Origin of the sequence: Chitinivorax sp. B (genome assembly GCF_005503445.1) — a bacterium.
Taxonomy (GTDB): Bacteria; Pseudomonadota; Gammaproteobacteria; order Burkholderiales; family SCOH01; genus Chitinivorax.
This window is the reverse complement of record NZ_SCOH01000057.1, coordinates 1-15,521: the sequence shown is the minus strand read 5'-3', so window position 1 is coordinate 15,521 and position 15,521 is coordinate 1. Positions and strand designations below refer to the sequence as shown.

General features: G+C 52.4%; 12 protein-coding genes. 2 read left to right on the top strand and 10 right to left on the bottom strand.

The genetic code is table 11. From position 1 onward, the window contains the following. Positions 1 to 90: 90 nt before the first annotated feature. Positions 91 to 345, top strand: coding sequence for an HP1242/YdcH family protein (locus FFS57_RS22390; RefSeq protein WP_137940063.1), 255 nt, complete (start codon positions 91 to 93; stop codon positions 343 to 345). A 31-nt stretch (positions 346 to 376) separates the two neighbouring features. Here the strand turns inward: FFS57_RS22390 and sigJ are convergent, their stop codons facing one another. The 3 genes from sigJ to FFS57_RS22375 are packed head-to-tail and all read right to left on the bottom strand — an operon-like array spanning position 377 to position 2,186. Beyond that, entirely contained in the window at positions 377 to 1,246 is an 870-nt protein-coding gene (sigJ, locus tag FFS57_RS22385; RefSeq protein WP_171014147.1) for an RNA polymerase sigma factor SigJ, read from the bottom strand. After that, complete coding sequence (locus tag FFS57_RS22380; protein WP_137940061.1) at positions 1,243 to 1,767, bottom strand: hypothetical protein; 525 nt, start codon at positions 1,765 to 1,767, stop codon at positions 1,243 to 1,245. The genes sigJ and FFS57_RS22380 overlap by 4 nt, the downstream gene beginning before the upstream one ends. Further along, positions 1,767 to 2,186, bottom strand: a complete 420-nt coding sequence (locus FFS57_RS22375) for a hypothetical protein (protein ID WP_137940060.1) — start codon at positions 2,184 to 2,186, stop codon at positions 1,767 to 1,769. The genes FFS57_RS22380 and FFS57_RS22375 overlap by 1 nt, the downstream gene beginning before the upstream one ends. Positions 2,187 to 2,420: 234 nt before the next feature. On the opposite strand from FFS57_RS22375, the gene FFS57_RS22370 reads away from it, so the two are divergent. Continuing rightward, positions 2,421 to 2,912 carry a Spy/CpxP family protein refolding chaperone gene (locus tag FFS57_RS22370; protein ID WP_137940059.1) on the top strand — a complete coding sequence of 164 codons (492 nt, stop codon included), beginning with the start codon at positions 2,421 to 2,423 and terminating at the stop codon, positions 2,910 to 2,912. A 123-nt stretch (positions 2,913 to 3,035) separates the two neighbouring features. Here FFS57_RS22370 and FFS57_RS22365 read toward each other — a convergent pair whose 3' ends face one another. The 7 genes from FFS57_RS22365 to FFS57_RS22335 form a co-directional block, all read right to left on the bottom strand. Next, entirely contained in the window at positions 3,036 to 3,248 is a 213-nt protein-coding gene (locus FFS57_RS22365; protein ID WP_137940058.1) for a DUF2061 domain-containing protein, read from the bottom strand. Between the two features lie 131 nt (positions 3,249 to 3,379). Beyond that, on the bottom strand, positions 3,380 to 4,051 hold the full coding sequence (locus FFS57_RS22360) for an acyltransferase (RefSeq protein ID WP_137940057.1): 672 nt from the start codon (positions 4,049 to 4,051) through the stop codon (positions 3,380 to 3,382). A 27-nt stretch (positions 4,052 to 4,078) separates the two neighbouring features. Next, positions 4,079 to 6,874 (bottom strand): XrtA/PEP-CTERM system TPR-repeat protein PrsT, encoded by a 2,796-nt coding sequence (prsT, locus tag FFS57_RS22355; RefSeq protein ID WP_171014146.1) that lies wholly within the window; start codon positions 6,872 to 6,874, stop codon positions 4,079 to 4,081. 170 nt (positions 6,875 to 7,044) lie between these two features. Further along, positions 7,045 to 9,918: an XrtA/PEP-CTERM system TPR-repeat protein PrsT gene (gene prsT, locus FFS57_RS22350; RefSeq protein ID WP_137940055.1), complete on the bottom strand. Its 2,874-nt coding sequence runs from the start codon at positions 9,916 to 9,918 to the stop codon at positions 7,045 to 7,047. A 237-nt stretch (positions 9,919 to 10,155) separates the two neighbouring features. Beyond that, the gene (gene prsR / locus FFS57_RS22345; RefSeq protein ID WP_283204924.1) at positions 10,156 to 11,520 is read right to left on the bottom strand and encodes a PEP-CTERM-box response regulator transcription factor; all 1,365 of its coding nucleotides are present in this window, start codon (positions 11,518 to 11,520) and stop codon (positions 10,156 to 10,158) included. A 9-nt stretch (positions 11,521 to 11,529) separates the two neighbouring features. Further along, positions 11,530 to 13,593, bottom strand: coding sequence for an XrtA/PEP-CTERM system histidine kinase PrsK (prsK, locus tag FFS57_RS22340; protein ID WP_137940054.1), 2,064 nt, complete (start codon positions 13,591 to 13,593; stop codon positions 11,530 to 11,532). A 12-nt stretch (positions 13,594 to 13,605) separates the two neighbouring features. After that, entirely contained in the window at positions 13,606 to 14,880 is a 1,275-nt protein-coding gene (locus FFS57_RS22335; protein ID WP_502705936.1) for a TIGR03013 family XrtA/PEP-CTERM system glycosyltransferase, read from the bottom strand. Positions 14,881 to 15,521 lie beyond the last annotated feature (641 nt).

Here is a 15,521-nt window from a genome sequence, read left to right as displayed (position 1 = left end):
CACTCTCTATGATCAAATCAGACAGGTCCCGCACATGGTGATGGATCATGTGCGCCCCTGATTGAATGGGTTGATCACATTGGAGGCACTATGCATATTGAGCATCATGATCTGGCCAAGGAATTTCCCGAATTCAAGGCAGAAATCCACCAAATGAAAGCACACGATGCCCACTTTGCCCGTCTTTTTATGGCATATCAGGATATCGACAAGCGAATTTGCCGCCTGGAAGACGACGGTGTGCCGGTATCAGATGAATTGCTGGAAGGACTGAAGAAACAGCGCCTGCAGTTGAAGGACGAGTTGTATCAGATGTTGCGCTCAGCGGCACCAGCACAGGCATAACCTTGTCTGTCACAACAAGGTCATCTCCTATTCAAGCCAACCCGGTCAGTTTGGCCGGGTTGTTCACAAGATAAAGACCGCTGATACCAGCTTCATCAAACGCCAATGCCAGTACAAAGCGTATTGCTGTCCCTTGCCGGCCAACCAGTACCGGCTCGCCATTGACGACCTCGATCCCGACCTGATCATTTTCCGGCAGCACCCGACGAATCCCCAACAGCAGGCGAGAAACCGCACGTGGGCCAAACACCGGCTTGCTGGCAGCTTTCACCACGCCACCGCCGTCCGACCGTAATGCCACATCAGGGGCCAAGGTCGCTAACAGTTCATTCAGGCTACCTTGCGCCAGTGCCCCCAGAAATGCGCCCAGCAATGCTTGCTTACGGGCTGGCTGCGCCTGAAAGCGTGCTTGCCCATCAGACAGCCTCTGTTTGGCACGTCTCACCAATTGTCGGCAGGCTGCTTCTGTCTTGCCGAGAACATTGGCTATGGTGCTGTAATCATGATCGAACACTTCTTGCATGATAAAAGCCACACGCTCGTCAGGTGACAACTGCTCCAGCAAAGTCATCAAGGCCAACGAGATGGCAGATCCAGTCTGCAAAGCCTGCAATGGGTCCAGCCCGGCATCAGCTTCTTCCACAACTGGTGTTGGCAGCCATTCGCCATGGTATTGCTCTCGCGCTGCACGGCTGGCCCGCAAGCGATCCAGACATAGGCGGGATACCGTTGTCACCAACCAGGCCTGTGGGTTGTCGATCGTCGACAGTGGAATATCATGCCAGCGCAGGTAGGCATCCTGTACCGCGTCGTCTGCCAATGCGATATCCCCCAACATGCGATACGCCAGGCGCCGCAACATGGGTCGCTGTGCCATGAATGCCTGCAAGTGAGCAGTCATGAGCGTGCCCCTTCCCAATTCAATGACATGCATTGCTGACCATGCCCCATGGCCCGTTTCACGATCGGGAACACATTGACCATACCAATATTCACAGCCAATTCCACCAAAGCTTCCTCACAAAAAAAAGCCGCCAAACGAATTTGGCGTTCAGCGATATCGGATTGATTGATTACCACGGCGCGAGCAAAGGCAACCACTGCCTGCGCCCAATCTGGCAAAGTCTGCCAATGCCCGGCTTGTACGGCTTGCAACCAGGCCATGGGCACGCCAGCCATGCGCGCCCGGCTGAATACGATCTGCTGACAAGGGCCACAATCCTGGAATTGCAGGATGGCCAGTTGTGCGAGGTAAAACGCTTCGACTGACAAAGCCCGACGATAAGTTGATAAATGCATGAATACAGCAAACCGCCAGAATACGGCTGGGGCAATGGCCGACATTTCATGCAAGTAGTCCATGCTGACGCCAGTTTGCTGTTCCAATGCTCGGATTCGTGATGCAATCAATGTGTACTTCATCACGATTTCCCTCTGGGCCCATAACCGGCATACCAAGCCAGCCAAACCATCAACAGTGTTGGCATCAATACACCTGGCAAATCCTGCAACCAGTGTGCAACTGGTACTCGGGCCGTAGCGATTTCCCAAAGATGGAGACCGCCATGCAATCCAGCGAAGACTGCTGCCACCAATAGCATGTCACGTGAGATTGCCGGTTTCAGTGCAGCCATCAGGCAGGCCGCGGCCACCGTTAGATAGGCAGCCCCTACGTCACGCACCAGATGTGCATTATACGGGCCGGTGTCAATGACACCCGGTACCACACTAAACCAGTTGGCCGGCGCCAAATACATCCAGCCCCCGTTCGCGGCATGACCGATTGCCAGTGCCCAAAGCGTGACACTCAGCCAACGGGGGTGCCCTCGCTGCCGATTCATATCCCATCTCCTTGTGCTTGTTGACATAAGCAAGACGCCGAGCAGGACCAAAATGTGACAACGCAATTGCTGGCTGATTTGTAAATTTCATTTCCACCGAGTGACGACAGGAATAGTTAGTTACAAATCAAGGCCACAGGACATGAATGCGTTGCAACTGGAGCGTACATTGCCCACATCGGCCTGCGTCATGACGACAGGTCAGACTCCCCCCAATACTGTAAGGAGCTCAACATGGCCTTTTCGATGAAACGTACTTTACTGGTTGGAAGCCTGGTTGCCGGCATTGCTGGTAGTGCACTGGCTTGGCCTGGTCCACAGGAGAGTCGTGAGCGTAGCCATGGCCCACACCTGGCTCGTGTATGGCATGTCATGGATAAAGCAAAGGACAGGTTGAACCTGAGTACCGAGCAGGCAGCATTGTGGCAAACAGCTGAAAATGCCAGCAAGGCGGCACGAGAGAAGATGAAAGCCAGCTACGAGAAAATGCGGGTACTGCGAGACGAACAGGCCAAACAAACCGTCATTGATCTGGCCAAGCTGGAAAGTACACAGGATGAATTACGCCATGAAGTCAGCAATGCACAGGATCATGCCAAGAAAGCCTGGTTGAGTGCCTATGCCAGTTTGACCAATGTACAGAAGGAACAGGTCAGCACGCTGATCAAACTGGCCTGGTCACGTGCAGGTACACGCCATCACGGCCAGAAGGCTCCCAGTCAATGATTCATCAGTGCAATAGAAAGCGCACTCGTGCTCTGCCTCATAATTGGTATTGGACACTTTTTCGGTGCTTCTCTCCTTGATTTGGCCGACGTTCGCGTCGGCTTTTTTTCATCTTTCCCCAAGCTACCAGGCATGGCTGGTGTGCCCTGTAGGATGTTCAGCATCTTTCAGCTTGATGCGATCCCAGAGTTTTTCGTGAAAGTAATACGCCACGGTGTTGCACATCGGCTCAACCAGCGCCAACAGGCTGCTAATCCCAATACTCCCGGTCAACAGGTAGGCTACCGTGAACGCGACGGTAAAATGGCAGACGGCAAACGTAATGGTCTTGATCATGATGAGAATCCTGTCAGTGCCTTCAGATGCGAAGATCAAATGATAGGCATTCTCAGTTTTAATATGAAATTTATTATTATTTAATTTCAAATTGGAAAAAACTATTGAACTATCCAGGAAACAAACAAAACTCAGGCAGTCAGCTTGGGTTGATAGGGCTTGGCAGGAATACCAAGCCAAATCTCACCTTGCTTGATATGGCTGTTTTTAGAAACGACCGCACCTATTCCGACCGTTGCGCCATCTTCGATGACACAGCCTTGCAGTATCACTGCATTGGCACCAATCGTGACGTTGTTGCCCATAGTAATGGGCTGATGCGACAAACTTGCACCTTCGATGGCATGCGGAATGATCAGACTCCCCTGGCCCAGAATACAGTTGTTGCCAACAGTGACAAACTTCGGGTCAAAAATAATCCCTGAGCTGTAGCTGTTGTCGCCAAGCTTGGCACCCAACATTTGATAGAACAGGCGCATCAGGGGTACTGGCACCACGGCACTGCGGGTGATTGGGTAGAACAACACCAGATAAAACAGAAGATAGATATGATAGGTCGCCTCTTCGGGACTACCCATGGCAATTTCACCCATTGGTAACGGGCGAGCCCACAAGAACAACCGATGCAGCAAGATCGCGATCAGGTAGGTGAACACCACCGACCCGATCACGATACCTACACCACGGAAATCCGTCAGCTTGGCCACTGCTGCCAGCGCAACAGCGGCAGCAATGCCACCCACAATCGCGATAGTCAGCATGGCCACAAAACTGAGAATTTGCAGCAGTGTGATTTTACGCAAGATGGTTCCTTATCAAGACAGTTATGTCTATTTTCCAAGGTCCTTCAGCAAGGCAACCGCGGCATCCCGCTCTGCAAATTGACCCTCAGTCGCCAGGATGTCACGCAGCTCTTTCCGAGCCGGCTCCTTCTGCCCATCTTTGGCCAAGGCTTGCGCCAAACCGAAACGCAAGCCCATCTTGCTACGATCCAATGCCACGGCTTGTTGATAGGTCTTTACCGCATCTTTGGCAGCACCAGACTCCAGTTGGATACTGCCAACTGTTCCCAACACCATAGGATCTGTTGGCGCCAGCTTCGTGACTTGATTTACCAGATCCTTGGCACGCGGGTCCTTCATCTCATGATAAGCCACGGCCAGGTTAGCAGTGGCCAATGGATTGTTAGGTGATACTTTCAGAATAGCTTCATACCGCTTCGCCGCTTCAGCATAGATTTTGTCGCGCAGCATCACCTCGGCGATATAAAAGCGAACATTCATATCCGTCGGGTGCTCGCCAATCCACTTGTCGAGCATGGCATTGGCAGAGGCATCGCCAGCCAGTCGCTTGGCTGAATGCAACTTGACCAGTGCTGGTCCACTACTGATCAGGTCGAATGCCTTCTGATACGCCGCCACAGCTTCGCCATACTGCTTGGCCTGCATGAAAACGTCGCCCTCCAACGTCAAGCCAAGTGGCTTGGTTGATTCACCACGTTTCAAGCGCTCGGCTATCCCCAGGGTTTCTTTGGGCTGCTTGTTGCGCAAATACAGCTCGGCAAGACCAATATAAGCTTCAAGGAAGCGCGGATTGAGGCTGATAGCTTGCTTGGCGCTTTCGATGGCGCCCGCCACGTCACCGAGAATACCCTGCACACCCGCCAACTTGAAGTGTGCCGCAGCTGACCTGGGCTGCAACTGCACCATCTTCACGTAAGTGGCTTTAGCCTGGTTTTTCTCACCCACCATGATCTGTACCTTGGCCAGATTGTCCAGCATGTCTGCGTTATCCACTGCGGTTGCCACACCAGCACTCGCGTAGGCCAATGCCTTTTTCTGATTGCCTTCGCGCATTGCCTGATTGGTCAGAAAAATAACCGGACCAATCGCTGCCGGGTCGATCTTGTTGGCTTTTTCCATCCATGTGGTGGCTTCCTTGGTGTTGCCAGGAGCCAACATCAGATATTCAGCCATGGCTTGCATAGCTGCGACATTGGACGGCTGCTTCTGGATAATGGCATCCAGATACTTGCGGCCATCAGCAAACTTCTTTTCCATTGCATCCAGGCGTGCCAAATTGAACGCCGCTTGCACAAAGTCCGGTTGCATGGCCAATGCTGCCTCAAAATGCTTGCGGGCGGTCGGCACATCCTGCTTGGCAATCGCGACAGATGCTCGCAGGTTATGGGTCACCGGATTGGGTTTCTGCTGTTGTTCGATCAGGTCAATGGCCTGCAGCGCCTTGTCGTACTCCTTGCGATTCAGGAAGGTCATGGCCAGGACGGTAGCGGCTTCGTTGTCCCCCTTACCCAGCTTGGTCGCCTCTTGCAAGCTGGCCAAACCACCTGCCGCATCGCCACCATAAATCTTGGCCACGCCCAGTCGCGTCATTGCATCGGCATTACGTGGTGCCAATTGCGCGGCCCGACTGAATGCCTGGATGGCATTGCTGTAATCTTTGTTCAGGACATACGCTTGTCCGATGATGGCAATCAGCTCAATGTCGTTCGGATTCTCCGGCAATATCGGCAACAGGGACGACAGGACTCGATCTTGTTGACCTAGCCTTAACCAGGTCTTGGCCAATTGCAACCGTAACGGCATGTTGTCGGGAGCAGCATCCAGCGCTGCACTGAAGAACTTTTCAGCCTGCGCATAGTTACCCTTGTCAAACACGATGTTGCCTGCCAGTACTACGGCAGGTGTGTGGTTAGGCGCCACTTTCAGGGTTTCGCTGACTTCCGCATGGGCTTGATCGAGTTTGCCCTCCTTATAAGCGACGAATGCCCCCAGATACTTGCCTGCATAGGCCTTTGGCGCCACTTTACGGAAACGCTCCAAGTACTTGTGCGCTTCATCGAACTTTTTCTGATCCAGTGCCAGCACCACCAGATTCAAATAAGGTGCCACACGGCCGGGATCGGATTGCGAAGCCTTCAGGTATAGATCCCATGCCTCTTTCGTCTTGCCAGTAAACCGCAGAAGATCTGCTTTCAATTCCAGTGAGGCAGCGTCGTTGGGCGACTTGGCCAGCGCTTCATCGATACGTGCAAAAGCAGCCTGCTCATTTTTCTGGTCCACCGCAATACGCACCAACCCAAGGATGGCTGGCACATGGTCTGCCTTTTGCTGCAAGGCATCACGGAAGCTCTTTTCTGCAAGGTCAGGCTTTTTCAACCCAAGGTAAGCAGCCCCCTGATAGGTCAGGCTTTCAGGCAACATTGCCAGCTTCGGATCCCCTTTGGTCAAGGTATCCAGCACCTTGTCGAATTTGGCTTTATTCAACAGGCTTTGCGCCGTCAACAAGGCCAGCTTCTGTTTGTCAACATTCAAGGCTGCAGCTTTGCCCAACTCGATGTCGGCCAAATCCGGCTCGCCCGTTTCCATATAGAGACGAGCCAACATCATGCGGGCATCGCCATTATTGGGATTGGCTTGCAGTAGATCCTTCAACTGAATAACTGCAGCGGCGCGATCACCCTTCGCCTGGAAATCCTGCGCACGCTCAATGCTGGCAGCTGGGGGCTTGTCTTTTTCACAGCCACTGACCAATCCGAGCAGTGCGATCGACAACGCCAAGGCTGTCATTCGCAGGGTGGGCGTAGCGGGGATTAACGGTTGCATAACTGACCTTAAAGTTTGATTACAAATTCCTGATTCCATCCGGTGCAATCCAAGTCGCACCATGGCCCTTACCATTCAGCCTTCCAACATAGTCCCTGCCGCCACAAAACGTCCAAATGGGTACGGTCATCGTGGTTTGATATCACTATGACCCTACCCTTTTGTGTCACTTACTTGAGACTAGCTTGCAGATCGGTCGCATCTTTGGTTAGATTGGCTGGTAATTTACCGGTCTTGAGCAGTCGATCAAGTTCCTGTTTGGCTTCATCGCGCTTACCCGCTTTACTCAGGGCTTGGGCATAATGCAGCCGGATTTCTGCGTTGTCCTTCGCGTTGACCAATGCTTTCTTCAAATTGTCGATCGCACCCGAGGTGTTATTCTTGTCAAGCAGGATCATTGCCAATGTGTCGAGAATCATTGGATTCTCTGGTGCAATTTTCACTGCTGATCGTGCCACATCTTCCGCCCGCTTATCGCCAAGCTTTTGGTAAAGATAGGCCAGGTTGTTCAATGACAACAGGTTCTGTGGCGTTTGCTTCAAGACGGTTTCATACAATGCCGCCGCTTCCTTGTAGTTGCCGGCGTTCAGCTGAGACTCTGCAAAGTAGAGATAGCCGTTCAATTCTTTCGGATGAGCTGCAAGCCATTTACGAAGGCCAGCATCCGCCTGCTCCACATTGCCGGCCAATCTCTGTGCGCCATGCAGCTTGACCGCCACAGTGGTCGTCGGGCCACGATCCATCGCTTTCTGGTAAGCATTGATTGCTTCAGCATAGCGTTTTTGCTGCATATAGACATCGCCTTGCAAGGTGATGCCAATCGGTGACTTGGCATCAAGCTTGTCGACGCTGTTTGCTACCTTTAAGGCCTCATCAGCATTGTTTTCGCGCAGGTAAAGTTCAACCAGTGCAATCTGCGCTTCTGTGAAGTCCGGCTTCAGTGCCAGCGCATTGCGTAGCGTAGTGATCGCACTTTTCAGATCGCCACTGGCAGCCTGTGCACCGGCCAAACGGAAGTGGGTCGACGGCAGCTTGGGACGCAATTGCACCAGTTTGTTGAAAGTTGCAATGGCTTGGTTCTTATCACCCGCCGTCAGTTGCGTCAGGCCCAGGCTATCCAGCGCCTCCGCGCTGTCAGGCTGTGCTGCTACCGCCTCCTGCGCATAGGCCAACGCCTTCTTCATATCGCCTTGTTTGGCGGCATTTTGGGTCAACGCCAAAAATGGGCGCAATGCGGTCGGGTCGGCTTTACGTGCCCTCTCCAACCATGCCACCACTTCCGCATTCTTGTTAGGCTGGGTCGAAATGAAGTCCGCCAGCGCCATCATCGCTTCTGCATTTTTTGGCGATTTCTCGATCACTGCTTCAAGTCGCTTGCGACCTTGTTCAAACTGATTGTTCAACAAGTCCAGTCGTGCCAGATTGACCGCAGCTGGGAGATAATCCGGCGCAATCGACATGGCTTTTTCCAAATGGGCCTTGGCTGCCTTGTTGTCTTCCTGAGCAATGGCCAGTGCCGCTTTCAAGTTAAAGGTCAGTGGGTTATTGGGCTGCTTTTTCTCCAGCGCCTCCAATGCCTTCTGAGCTTTGGCAAATTCGCGAGTATTCAAGGATGTCATAACCAACATGACTTCAGCCTGGAAGGATTCTTGAGATGGCGAAAAAGCCGACTCCAGGTCCACCATGCCACGCTCTGCATCACCACCAGCGATTCGACTCAATGCTAATCTGGCCCGTGTATTGGGGTCAGCGGGTGCGGCCTGGGCCGCTTTGGCCAGAATATCGGTCGCCTTGCTATGGTTGCCAGCCTGCAAATATGCTTCACCCAATAGATTCAGCATACCGGCATCATCCGGTTTACCGCGCAACCCTTCTTCCAACAAGGTAATGGCCCGCTCCGGTTGTTTTTGTTTCAACAAGGTGGCCGCCAACAAGCGACGAGCATAGTCGTTGTCCTTGTTGTACTCCATGACCAACTTGAGCGAATTTTCGGCTTGTGCATAATTACCCTTCACATACCCAATAGCCCCTGCAAGCAAATTGCTTTGCAAATGCTTTGGCGCAATCTTGAGCACCTCCAGAATGGCACGCTCAGCCTCATCATGCTTCTTCTCGCGGAAGGCCAACAAGGCTTCCAGATACTTCGCCATCAACGTACCTGGGGCAGCTTTCTGTACATCTTTGAGTAGCTTCCTGGCATCGTCGAACTTGCCCTCCTCAATCGCCATGGAGGCCAAAGTCAAATAGGCTGGTGCTTTGCCTGGATCTGCTTCCAATGCCCGACGGTAAAATGTAACGGCAGCAACCTTATCACCTGCAACACGCACCATATCACCCTTCATCAGCAACGCATTAGCATCCTTGGGCGCTTTTTCCAGTGCAGTATCAAGGTGTCGATTAGCAGTATCCTTATCTCCTGCTACCAACGCCATCCTGACCAATCCCAACATTGCCGGGACATGAGCTGGCGCGACCTTGAGTGCGGCCTCCAAGCTTGATTTCGCTTCGTCCAACCGGTTCAGCGCTACATACGCACCAGCCCGTAACGTCAATACCTCTGGATTTGTATCCGCATTCGGTACCTTTTCGCTGGTCAACTCATCCAATGACTTCTTGTAATCGCCCTTGGCTTGCAAGGATCGGGCAATCATCAAGGCAACCTTGCTTTTGTCCCCCATCAGGGTTGCAGCCTTGCGCAACTCAATATCTGCCAGATCCGCCTCACCGGTTTCAATATAAAGACGCCCCAGCATCAGCCGCGCTTCTCCATCATCCGGTTGTTGTTGCAACAGATTCTTCAATTGAATGATGGCCGCTTTGCGATCGCCTTTGGCTTCCAGCTGCTGAGCTTGCTGCATCAGCACTGCGGGTGACTCTTGTTTACTACACGCAGTCAGACTCAATGCAATCGCCAATGACAATGCAGATGCAATGCGAGTCAGACCAAACCGGCCGTTACCCCCCCTCTGGGCAGGAAGCGAAACTCGCATGGCGATACGGTTGGATAATGGGTTGATACGATATGGCAGGCGGGTGAAATGCATGAACTCCTCAATCGGGTAGTCCGGTCAGTGCCGGTGGTTGTTCTTGTTTCCATGATGGTAATCATCATGGCCAGGCAGGGCAATTCCTCACCAGACAACCCCATGCAGTCAGGATGATTGCAGGATTGTCTGGCAAGAAAGGGCATCTTATTCCAAATGAGGACCTGACCGGTACTTCCCCGCACAGGTACACCACAGATGTGACACTGATGCGACTGCTCGTATCGCCCCCGGCGTTTACTTCAATCCATAACGATTCAACAGATCATAGAGTGTCGGTCGGCTAATACCCAATACATCGGCCGCACGGGCTATGTTGCCATCCACTCGGGATAATACTTTGACGATTGCTTTTCGTTCGGCTTCTTCTCGAACCTGTCGTAGGTTCAAGGGTTCCAGTTCCGCCTCCGTCAGCGGCAGTCCCAGATCATCCAGCATGATTTGCGCACCATCTGCCATCACCACAGCGCGTTTGATGCAGTTTTCCATTTCTCGCACGTTACCTGGCCAAAGGTGCTTTTCAATGGCAGCCAATGCCTCTTGTGAAAAAGACAAGCTACCACGCCCTTCCTGTTGCCTGAACTTATTCATGAAGGCATGGGCCAGCAATACTGCATCACCATCACGAGCACGTAATGGCGGGATATTGATGACGATCTCGGACAGCCGGTAGAACAGATCCTCGCGGAACCGACCTTCGGTAATCAGATTCCGGAGGTTCTGGTGCGTGGCACACACGATACGGACATCCACCGGGATTTCCTCACGCCCGCCAACCCGCTCCACTACTCTTTCCTGTAGAAATCGTAATAATTTGGCTTGCAATGGCATCGGCAAATCGCCAATTTCATCCAGAAACAAGGTACCGCCATCGGCATACTCGATTTTGCCTTTTGTTTGCTTGACAGCCCCAGTAAAGGCTCCCTTTTCATAACCAAACAGCTCTGATTCGAGCAGGTTTTCGGGAATAGCCGCACAGTTGATGGCAATGAATTTCTTGTCAGCCCTGGGGGAAAGCTGATGTACGCCCCGCGCCAGCACTTCCTTGCCGGTACCTGATTCTCCAAGCAACATCACCGTAGCACTACTGGGTGCCACTTTTTCAATATTCCGACAGATCTTCTGCATCGCCGGATCGCGAGTAATGATTCCCGCCATCGGGGACTCACCCTGACGCATCTGTAGGCGCTTGTTGTCCTGCTGCAATGCATACAATCGAAAAGCACGGTCGACAATCAGTTGCAACATTTCCGGGTCAAACGGCTTCAGGTAGAAGTCATAAGCACCATTCCCAATGGCTCTGACCGCATTTTCACGATCCTGGTTTCCAGTTACCACAATGATCTTGGTATCCGGCGCCATGGCCAGCATCTGCTCCAGCGTGGCATGCCCTTCGCTGGCGCCATCGGCATCCGGCGGCAGGCCCAGATCCAATGTCACGACAGGTGGTTCGTGGCGGCGTACCATGGACAAAGCCGTTTCACGATCCCCAGCCACAACGACTTCATAGCCATCAAAGCTCCACTTCATTTGCTTCTGCAAGCCCGGGTCATCTTCTACTACCAGCAATGTACCTTTGGTTTGAGTGGCTGAACTTTCCAATTATCTCTCTCACGCTGTTAGCGTGGTAACTTGCGCCAAGGGCAATGTCACCACAAATGTTGTGCCTTTGCCTTCTTCACTGTGCACATCGATACTGCCACCAAGCTGGCGGATATACTCGCGGCTTTCATAGGTACCGATGCCCATCCCCATGCTCTTGGTTGTTTCGAAGGGCTTGAATAGGCGCTCCCGGATGAACTGCGGGCTCATGCCTTTACCCGTATCACGTACTTCAATACGTGCACAGTCCCCCACATGATCCAGCTGTACGTTGACTTCCCCTGTTGGTGGTGTGGCCTCTACGGCATTCTGTACTAAATGGCCAACGACACGCTGCAAACGCTCATTGTCCGCATGCACAATCAGCCCTGCGTGACAGCCCAACACCACAGGCTGTGGCGCCACACCAGATTTGTCAGCCACCACCTTGCGAACAATGTCCGCCAATTCGGTCAATTCCGGCTTGTCAATAGACTGTGCACCTTTGCGTAACTGCATCAACAGCCGATTCATCTTATCGATGGCATGTCCGACTGTCTCCAACATGTCATTCTGAAATTCTGGGTTGTGCTTATGTTTGGCGGCGTTCTTCAACATCAAGGACAGTTGTGCAACGACATTCTTCAAGTCATGGACAACAAAGGCAGACATACGATTGAATGACTCGAATTGCCTGGACACCAACAGGGCTTGTGCTGCCTCCAACTGAGCCAGAAAGCCAGCGGCCTGCCGGGCAGCGGTCTTCAACAGATCATTTACTTCCCAGTTTAGCGATAGATGGCTACGAAATTGCGCTAACACAACGAAACCGATCATCCGCTCATGCAATATCAATGGAATGATCAGCCGCGGACGGTTCAATGCCATCAGCCAGTTTGGTAATACCTGCAATTCCGCATAGTGGCCGGGTATCTGGGCGTATTCTTCGATATCCACTACCCACTGACGATCTTCCAGAAATCGACATAAGGACGAGTCAGCCGGCTCACAATCCACCACCTCTGGCATGTTCCAGCGTGCAGCGGGCACAAACTGATTGCGCTCATCTCGCAACCAGAGGCTGCCACCTGGACTCTCAACCAATTCGGCAATGGCACGGATTGATCGCTCACGCAAGTGTACTCCAGGTTCCCCCTCTGATAAGGCCCGAGTAAAACGTAACCACTCCTCCCGATAATCATACCGATAACTGAAGAAGTGTTTGCTGACGAACACCTTCGCATAGGCGCGAATGGTGCCTGAGAACAAGGCAGCGAGTAACGATACCACCGCCGCAAACAGGAAAAAGGCTTGAAGCACTCCCCCCCAATCGCCGCCGAAAAAGCGGATGTAGTAGCCGGCAGCTGCCATCAGCAACAAATACAGGCCAGCTGCCAACAGCGTAGCCGATTGCAACATCATCCGTCGTGACAGGGAGACAGTCAGTTCCCACTGGGGATTACGTGACCAGGAAATACCGATCAAAGCAGCCATGGATGCGGCAACGAAGCCCCTCACTTCGTAAGTACTGCGATCAATTCCCTGAAACAACAGCGCCTCGGAGTACATGTAAAAGTCAGTGACATAAATACCTGCCAAACCAAGACACAGAAACTTCACTCCCCATCGCTGCTCTGTGTGGGTGTTTCTAAATAGCTGCTCCAGCAACACCAGCCCAATGACAGACTGTACAACGTTCCCTGCAGGCCCTGCCAACAGGCCGAGCACGGCGCTGGATGCTAGACTGCGTTGCAGCACAACTGCCAGTTGCGCTGCCATCAACAAGCCGCAGACCAAGATCACTGCGCCGCCCAATCGCCGTGCCAGATGCTGTGTACGGGTGTCCAAGCTGCCACCCAACACACTCAATACAAAAATGAACCAAAGTAGATTACGTACGGTTTCCAACGGCCAGCGTGGAAGAAAAGGAAGTGAATATGCACAGAATGCTGCCCAGGCGACGCTACCCACACACGACAACACCAACGCCAGATTGCGCCGATCCCCCGTCAGGCTGCCATGCAGACGAATAGCCAATACCGCATAGGCCGCAGCCGCCAAGCTGTAACTGAGAACACCGACCGTGAGTTCCATGGTATCGCGCGATCACCGCGCTCCTTTACCCCACAACACGACTTGCACAGTTTCAATCAGAATCAGAATATCCAGAAACAGTGAATGATTCTTTACATAGTAGAGGTCGTACTGCAGCTTTTCTTTAGAATCCTCAACTGTTGCGCCATAAGCATATCGCACTTGTGCCCAGCCTGTGATTCCGGGCTTCATGCAATGCCGCATCGCATAATATGGGATTTCAGCCTCCAGCTTACTGACAAAGAAAGGCCGCTCAGGCCGTGGGCCTACAAAGCTCATATCCCCACGTAATACATTAATGATCTGTGGCAGCTCATCAATCCGTAACAGGCGGATCAGTTTACCAACCCGGGTGATCCGATCGTCATTCGTCTGCGCCCAACGTGGCCTGCCGTCCTTTTCTGAATCCGTCCGCATACTGCGGAACTTGAAGATCGTAAATACCTGCTCATTTTGCCCCACTCGTTCCTGGCTATACAGTACAGGGCCTTGATCTTCCAGTTTGATTGCCAACGCCGTCAACAGCATGAATGGCGATGCCACCAACAACAATAGAAAGCTTGCTGACAGATCAAAAATCCGTTTGACAACGTCGCGTGTGGTGCTTTGATTAAAGCCATCATTGAAAACCATCCAGCTTGGATTCAACGAATCCAGTTTGACTTGACCGCATTCCCGCTCAAAAAACGTGGACAGCTCAAGGACACGCACCCCCTGCATACGGCATTCCAACAATTCGTGAATTGGAAGATTGCCACCTCGACGATCACGGATTGCAATCACGATTTCGTTGATACCATATTTCTCGACCGCCTCAAGCAGATTTTCCTCTTCCGGTAAAATGCGGGAAGCTGCAACGGCATGGGGCGTTGCGGAAGCCGGTGGCATGTAGCCGACAATATCCAGATTGTTGCCGCCAAAGCGGTGACGGGCAGCTTCGTCAACCTTGACTGCCCTACTACCTGTGCCCAGCACCAACACCCGCGGCTTGAACACACCCAGATTGGTCCATTTGAAGAAGACCAGGCGAATCAGCGAAATCGATAGCAATGACACGGATATCGACCAAAACATCTCGCGTGCACCGAACCGCATGGATTCAAGCCAGTAGATCAACACGGCCATGGCAATGCTGGGCAGACCAAACGCTACGATCAATCGAACAGCGATTTCACGCATCCCCCCTACAAATGCTGACTGGTACAACCCGCAGGCCCCCATAACACCCACCATGAGCAGAGACACGAAGGCTGCTTTTGGCAAAATAGGCTGTGCCAACTGATGCATACCAACAATGCCGAAGGTCTGCCAAGGTATGTAATTGACTACATATATTGAAAGCCCGATTGCAAGCAGCTCCGTAAAGAGCAACAGCAAAGTGGTCAATGGGACATAATGGTTAAAAATTCGTAACATGTAGATGGCGACCGAGTAGATTCAGGGAGGGGTGCATCGCGGTCTGGATGGCTAGTCCAATGAATTTGCGGTATCTGAAGGCATACGACACAACCGTCGCAATGCCAGATCACAAATACATTGGGATAGCCCCAGAGCTGACCGATGGACCTGTCATGTATAAGAAAAATCGAATAATGACGACCGCATTTGCCGCAATTCTATCAAAACTTGGTTGCATATCAACATCAACGCATTTATAGAAACGCTGATCAGTGACCGTTAAAATAGCTCGTTTACCGGCAACAGGCTAGTGTTGATGACTCAACCAGCCAATAGCCATAGCTATTCATGCGTCCATTCCGGCGTAAGTATCTAAAGCAATACTAGAAGCTTTCTGCCTTAAGCCACCTAGGTCTGAGAGCCACCCCTTTCAAGGTCTTCCCACCCGAGCCTTCTTGAGTACGCGAGCAGTTGAGACGTGGGCGCGGGCGAGCTTGCCGTCCACATAACCCTTTGGCTGGTCGATTTTG

Bases quoted from the DNA above. Each gene is read 5' to 3' on its own strand.
- FFS57_RS22335 (WP_502705936.1), bottom strand. From the start codon at position 14,880: ATGCATCAGTTGGCACAGCCTATTTTGCCAAAAGCAGCCTTCGTGTCT.
- prsT (WP_171014146.1), bottom strand. From the start codon at position 6,874: ATGCAACCGTTAATCCCCGCTACGCCCACCCTGCGAATGACAGCCTTG.
- FFS57_RS22390 (WP_137940063.1), top strand. From the start codon at position 91: ATGCATATTGAGCATCATGATCTGGCCAAGGAATTTCCCGAATTCAAG.
- FFS57_RS22375 (WP_137940060.1), bottom strand. From the start codon at position 2,186: ATGAATCGGCAGCGAGGGCACCCCCGTTGGCTGAGTGTCACGCTTTGG.
- FFS57_RS22370 (WP_137940059.1), top strand. From the start codon at position 2,421: ATGGCCTTTTCGATGAAACGTACTTTACTGGTTGGAAGCCTGGTTGCC.
- FFS57_RS22380 (WP_137940061.1), bottom strand. From the start codon at position 1,767: ATGAAGTACACATTGATTGCATCACGAATCCGAGCATTGGAACAGCAA.
- FFS57_RS22365 (WP_137940058.1), bottom strand. From the start codon at position 3,248: ATGATCAAGACCATTACGTTTGCCGTCTGCCATTTTACCGTCGCGTTC.
- prsK (WP_137940054.1), bottom strand. From the start codon at position 13,593: ATGGAACTCACGGTCGGTGTTCTCAGTTACAGCTTGGCGGCTGCGGCC.
- sigJ (WP_171014147.1), bottom strand. From the start codon at position 1,246: ATGACTGCTCACTTGCAGGCATTCATGGCACAGCGACCCATGTTGCGG.
- prsT (WP_137940055.1), bottom strand. From the start codon at position 9,918: ATGCATTTCACCCGCCTGCCATATCGTATCAACCCATTATCCAACCGT.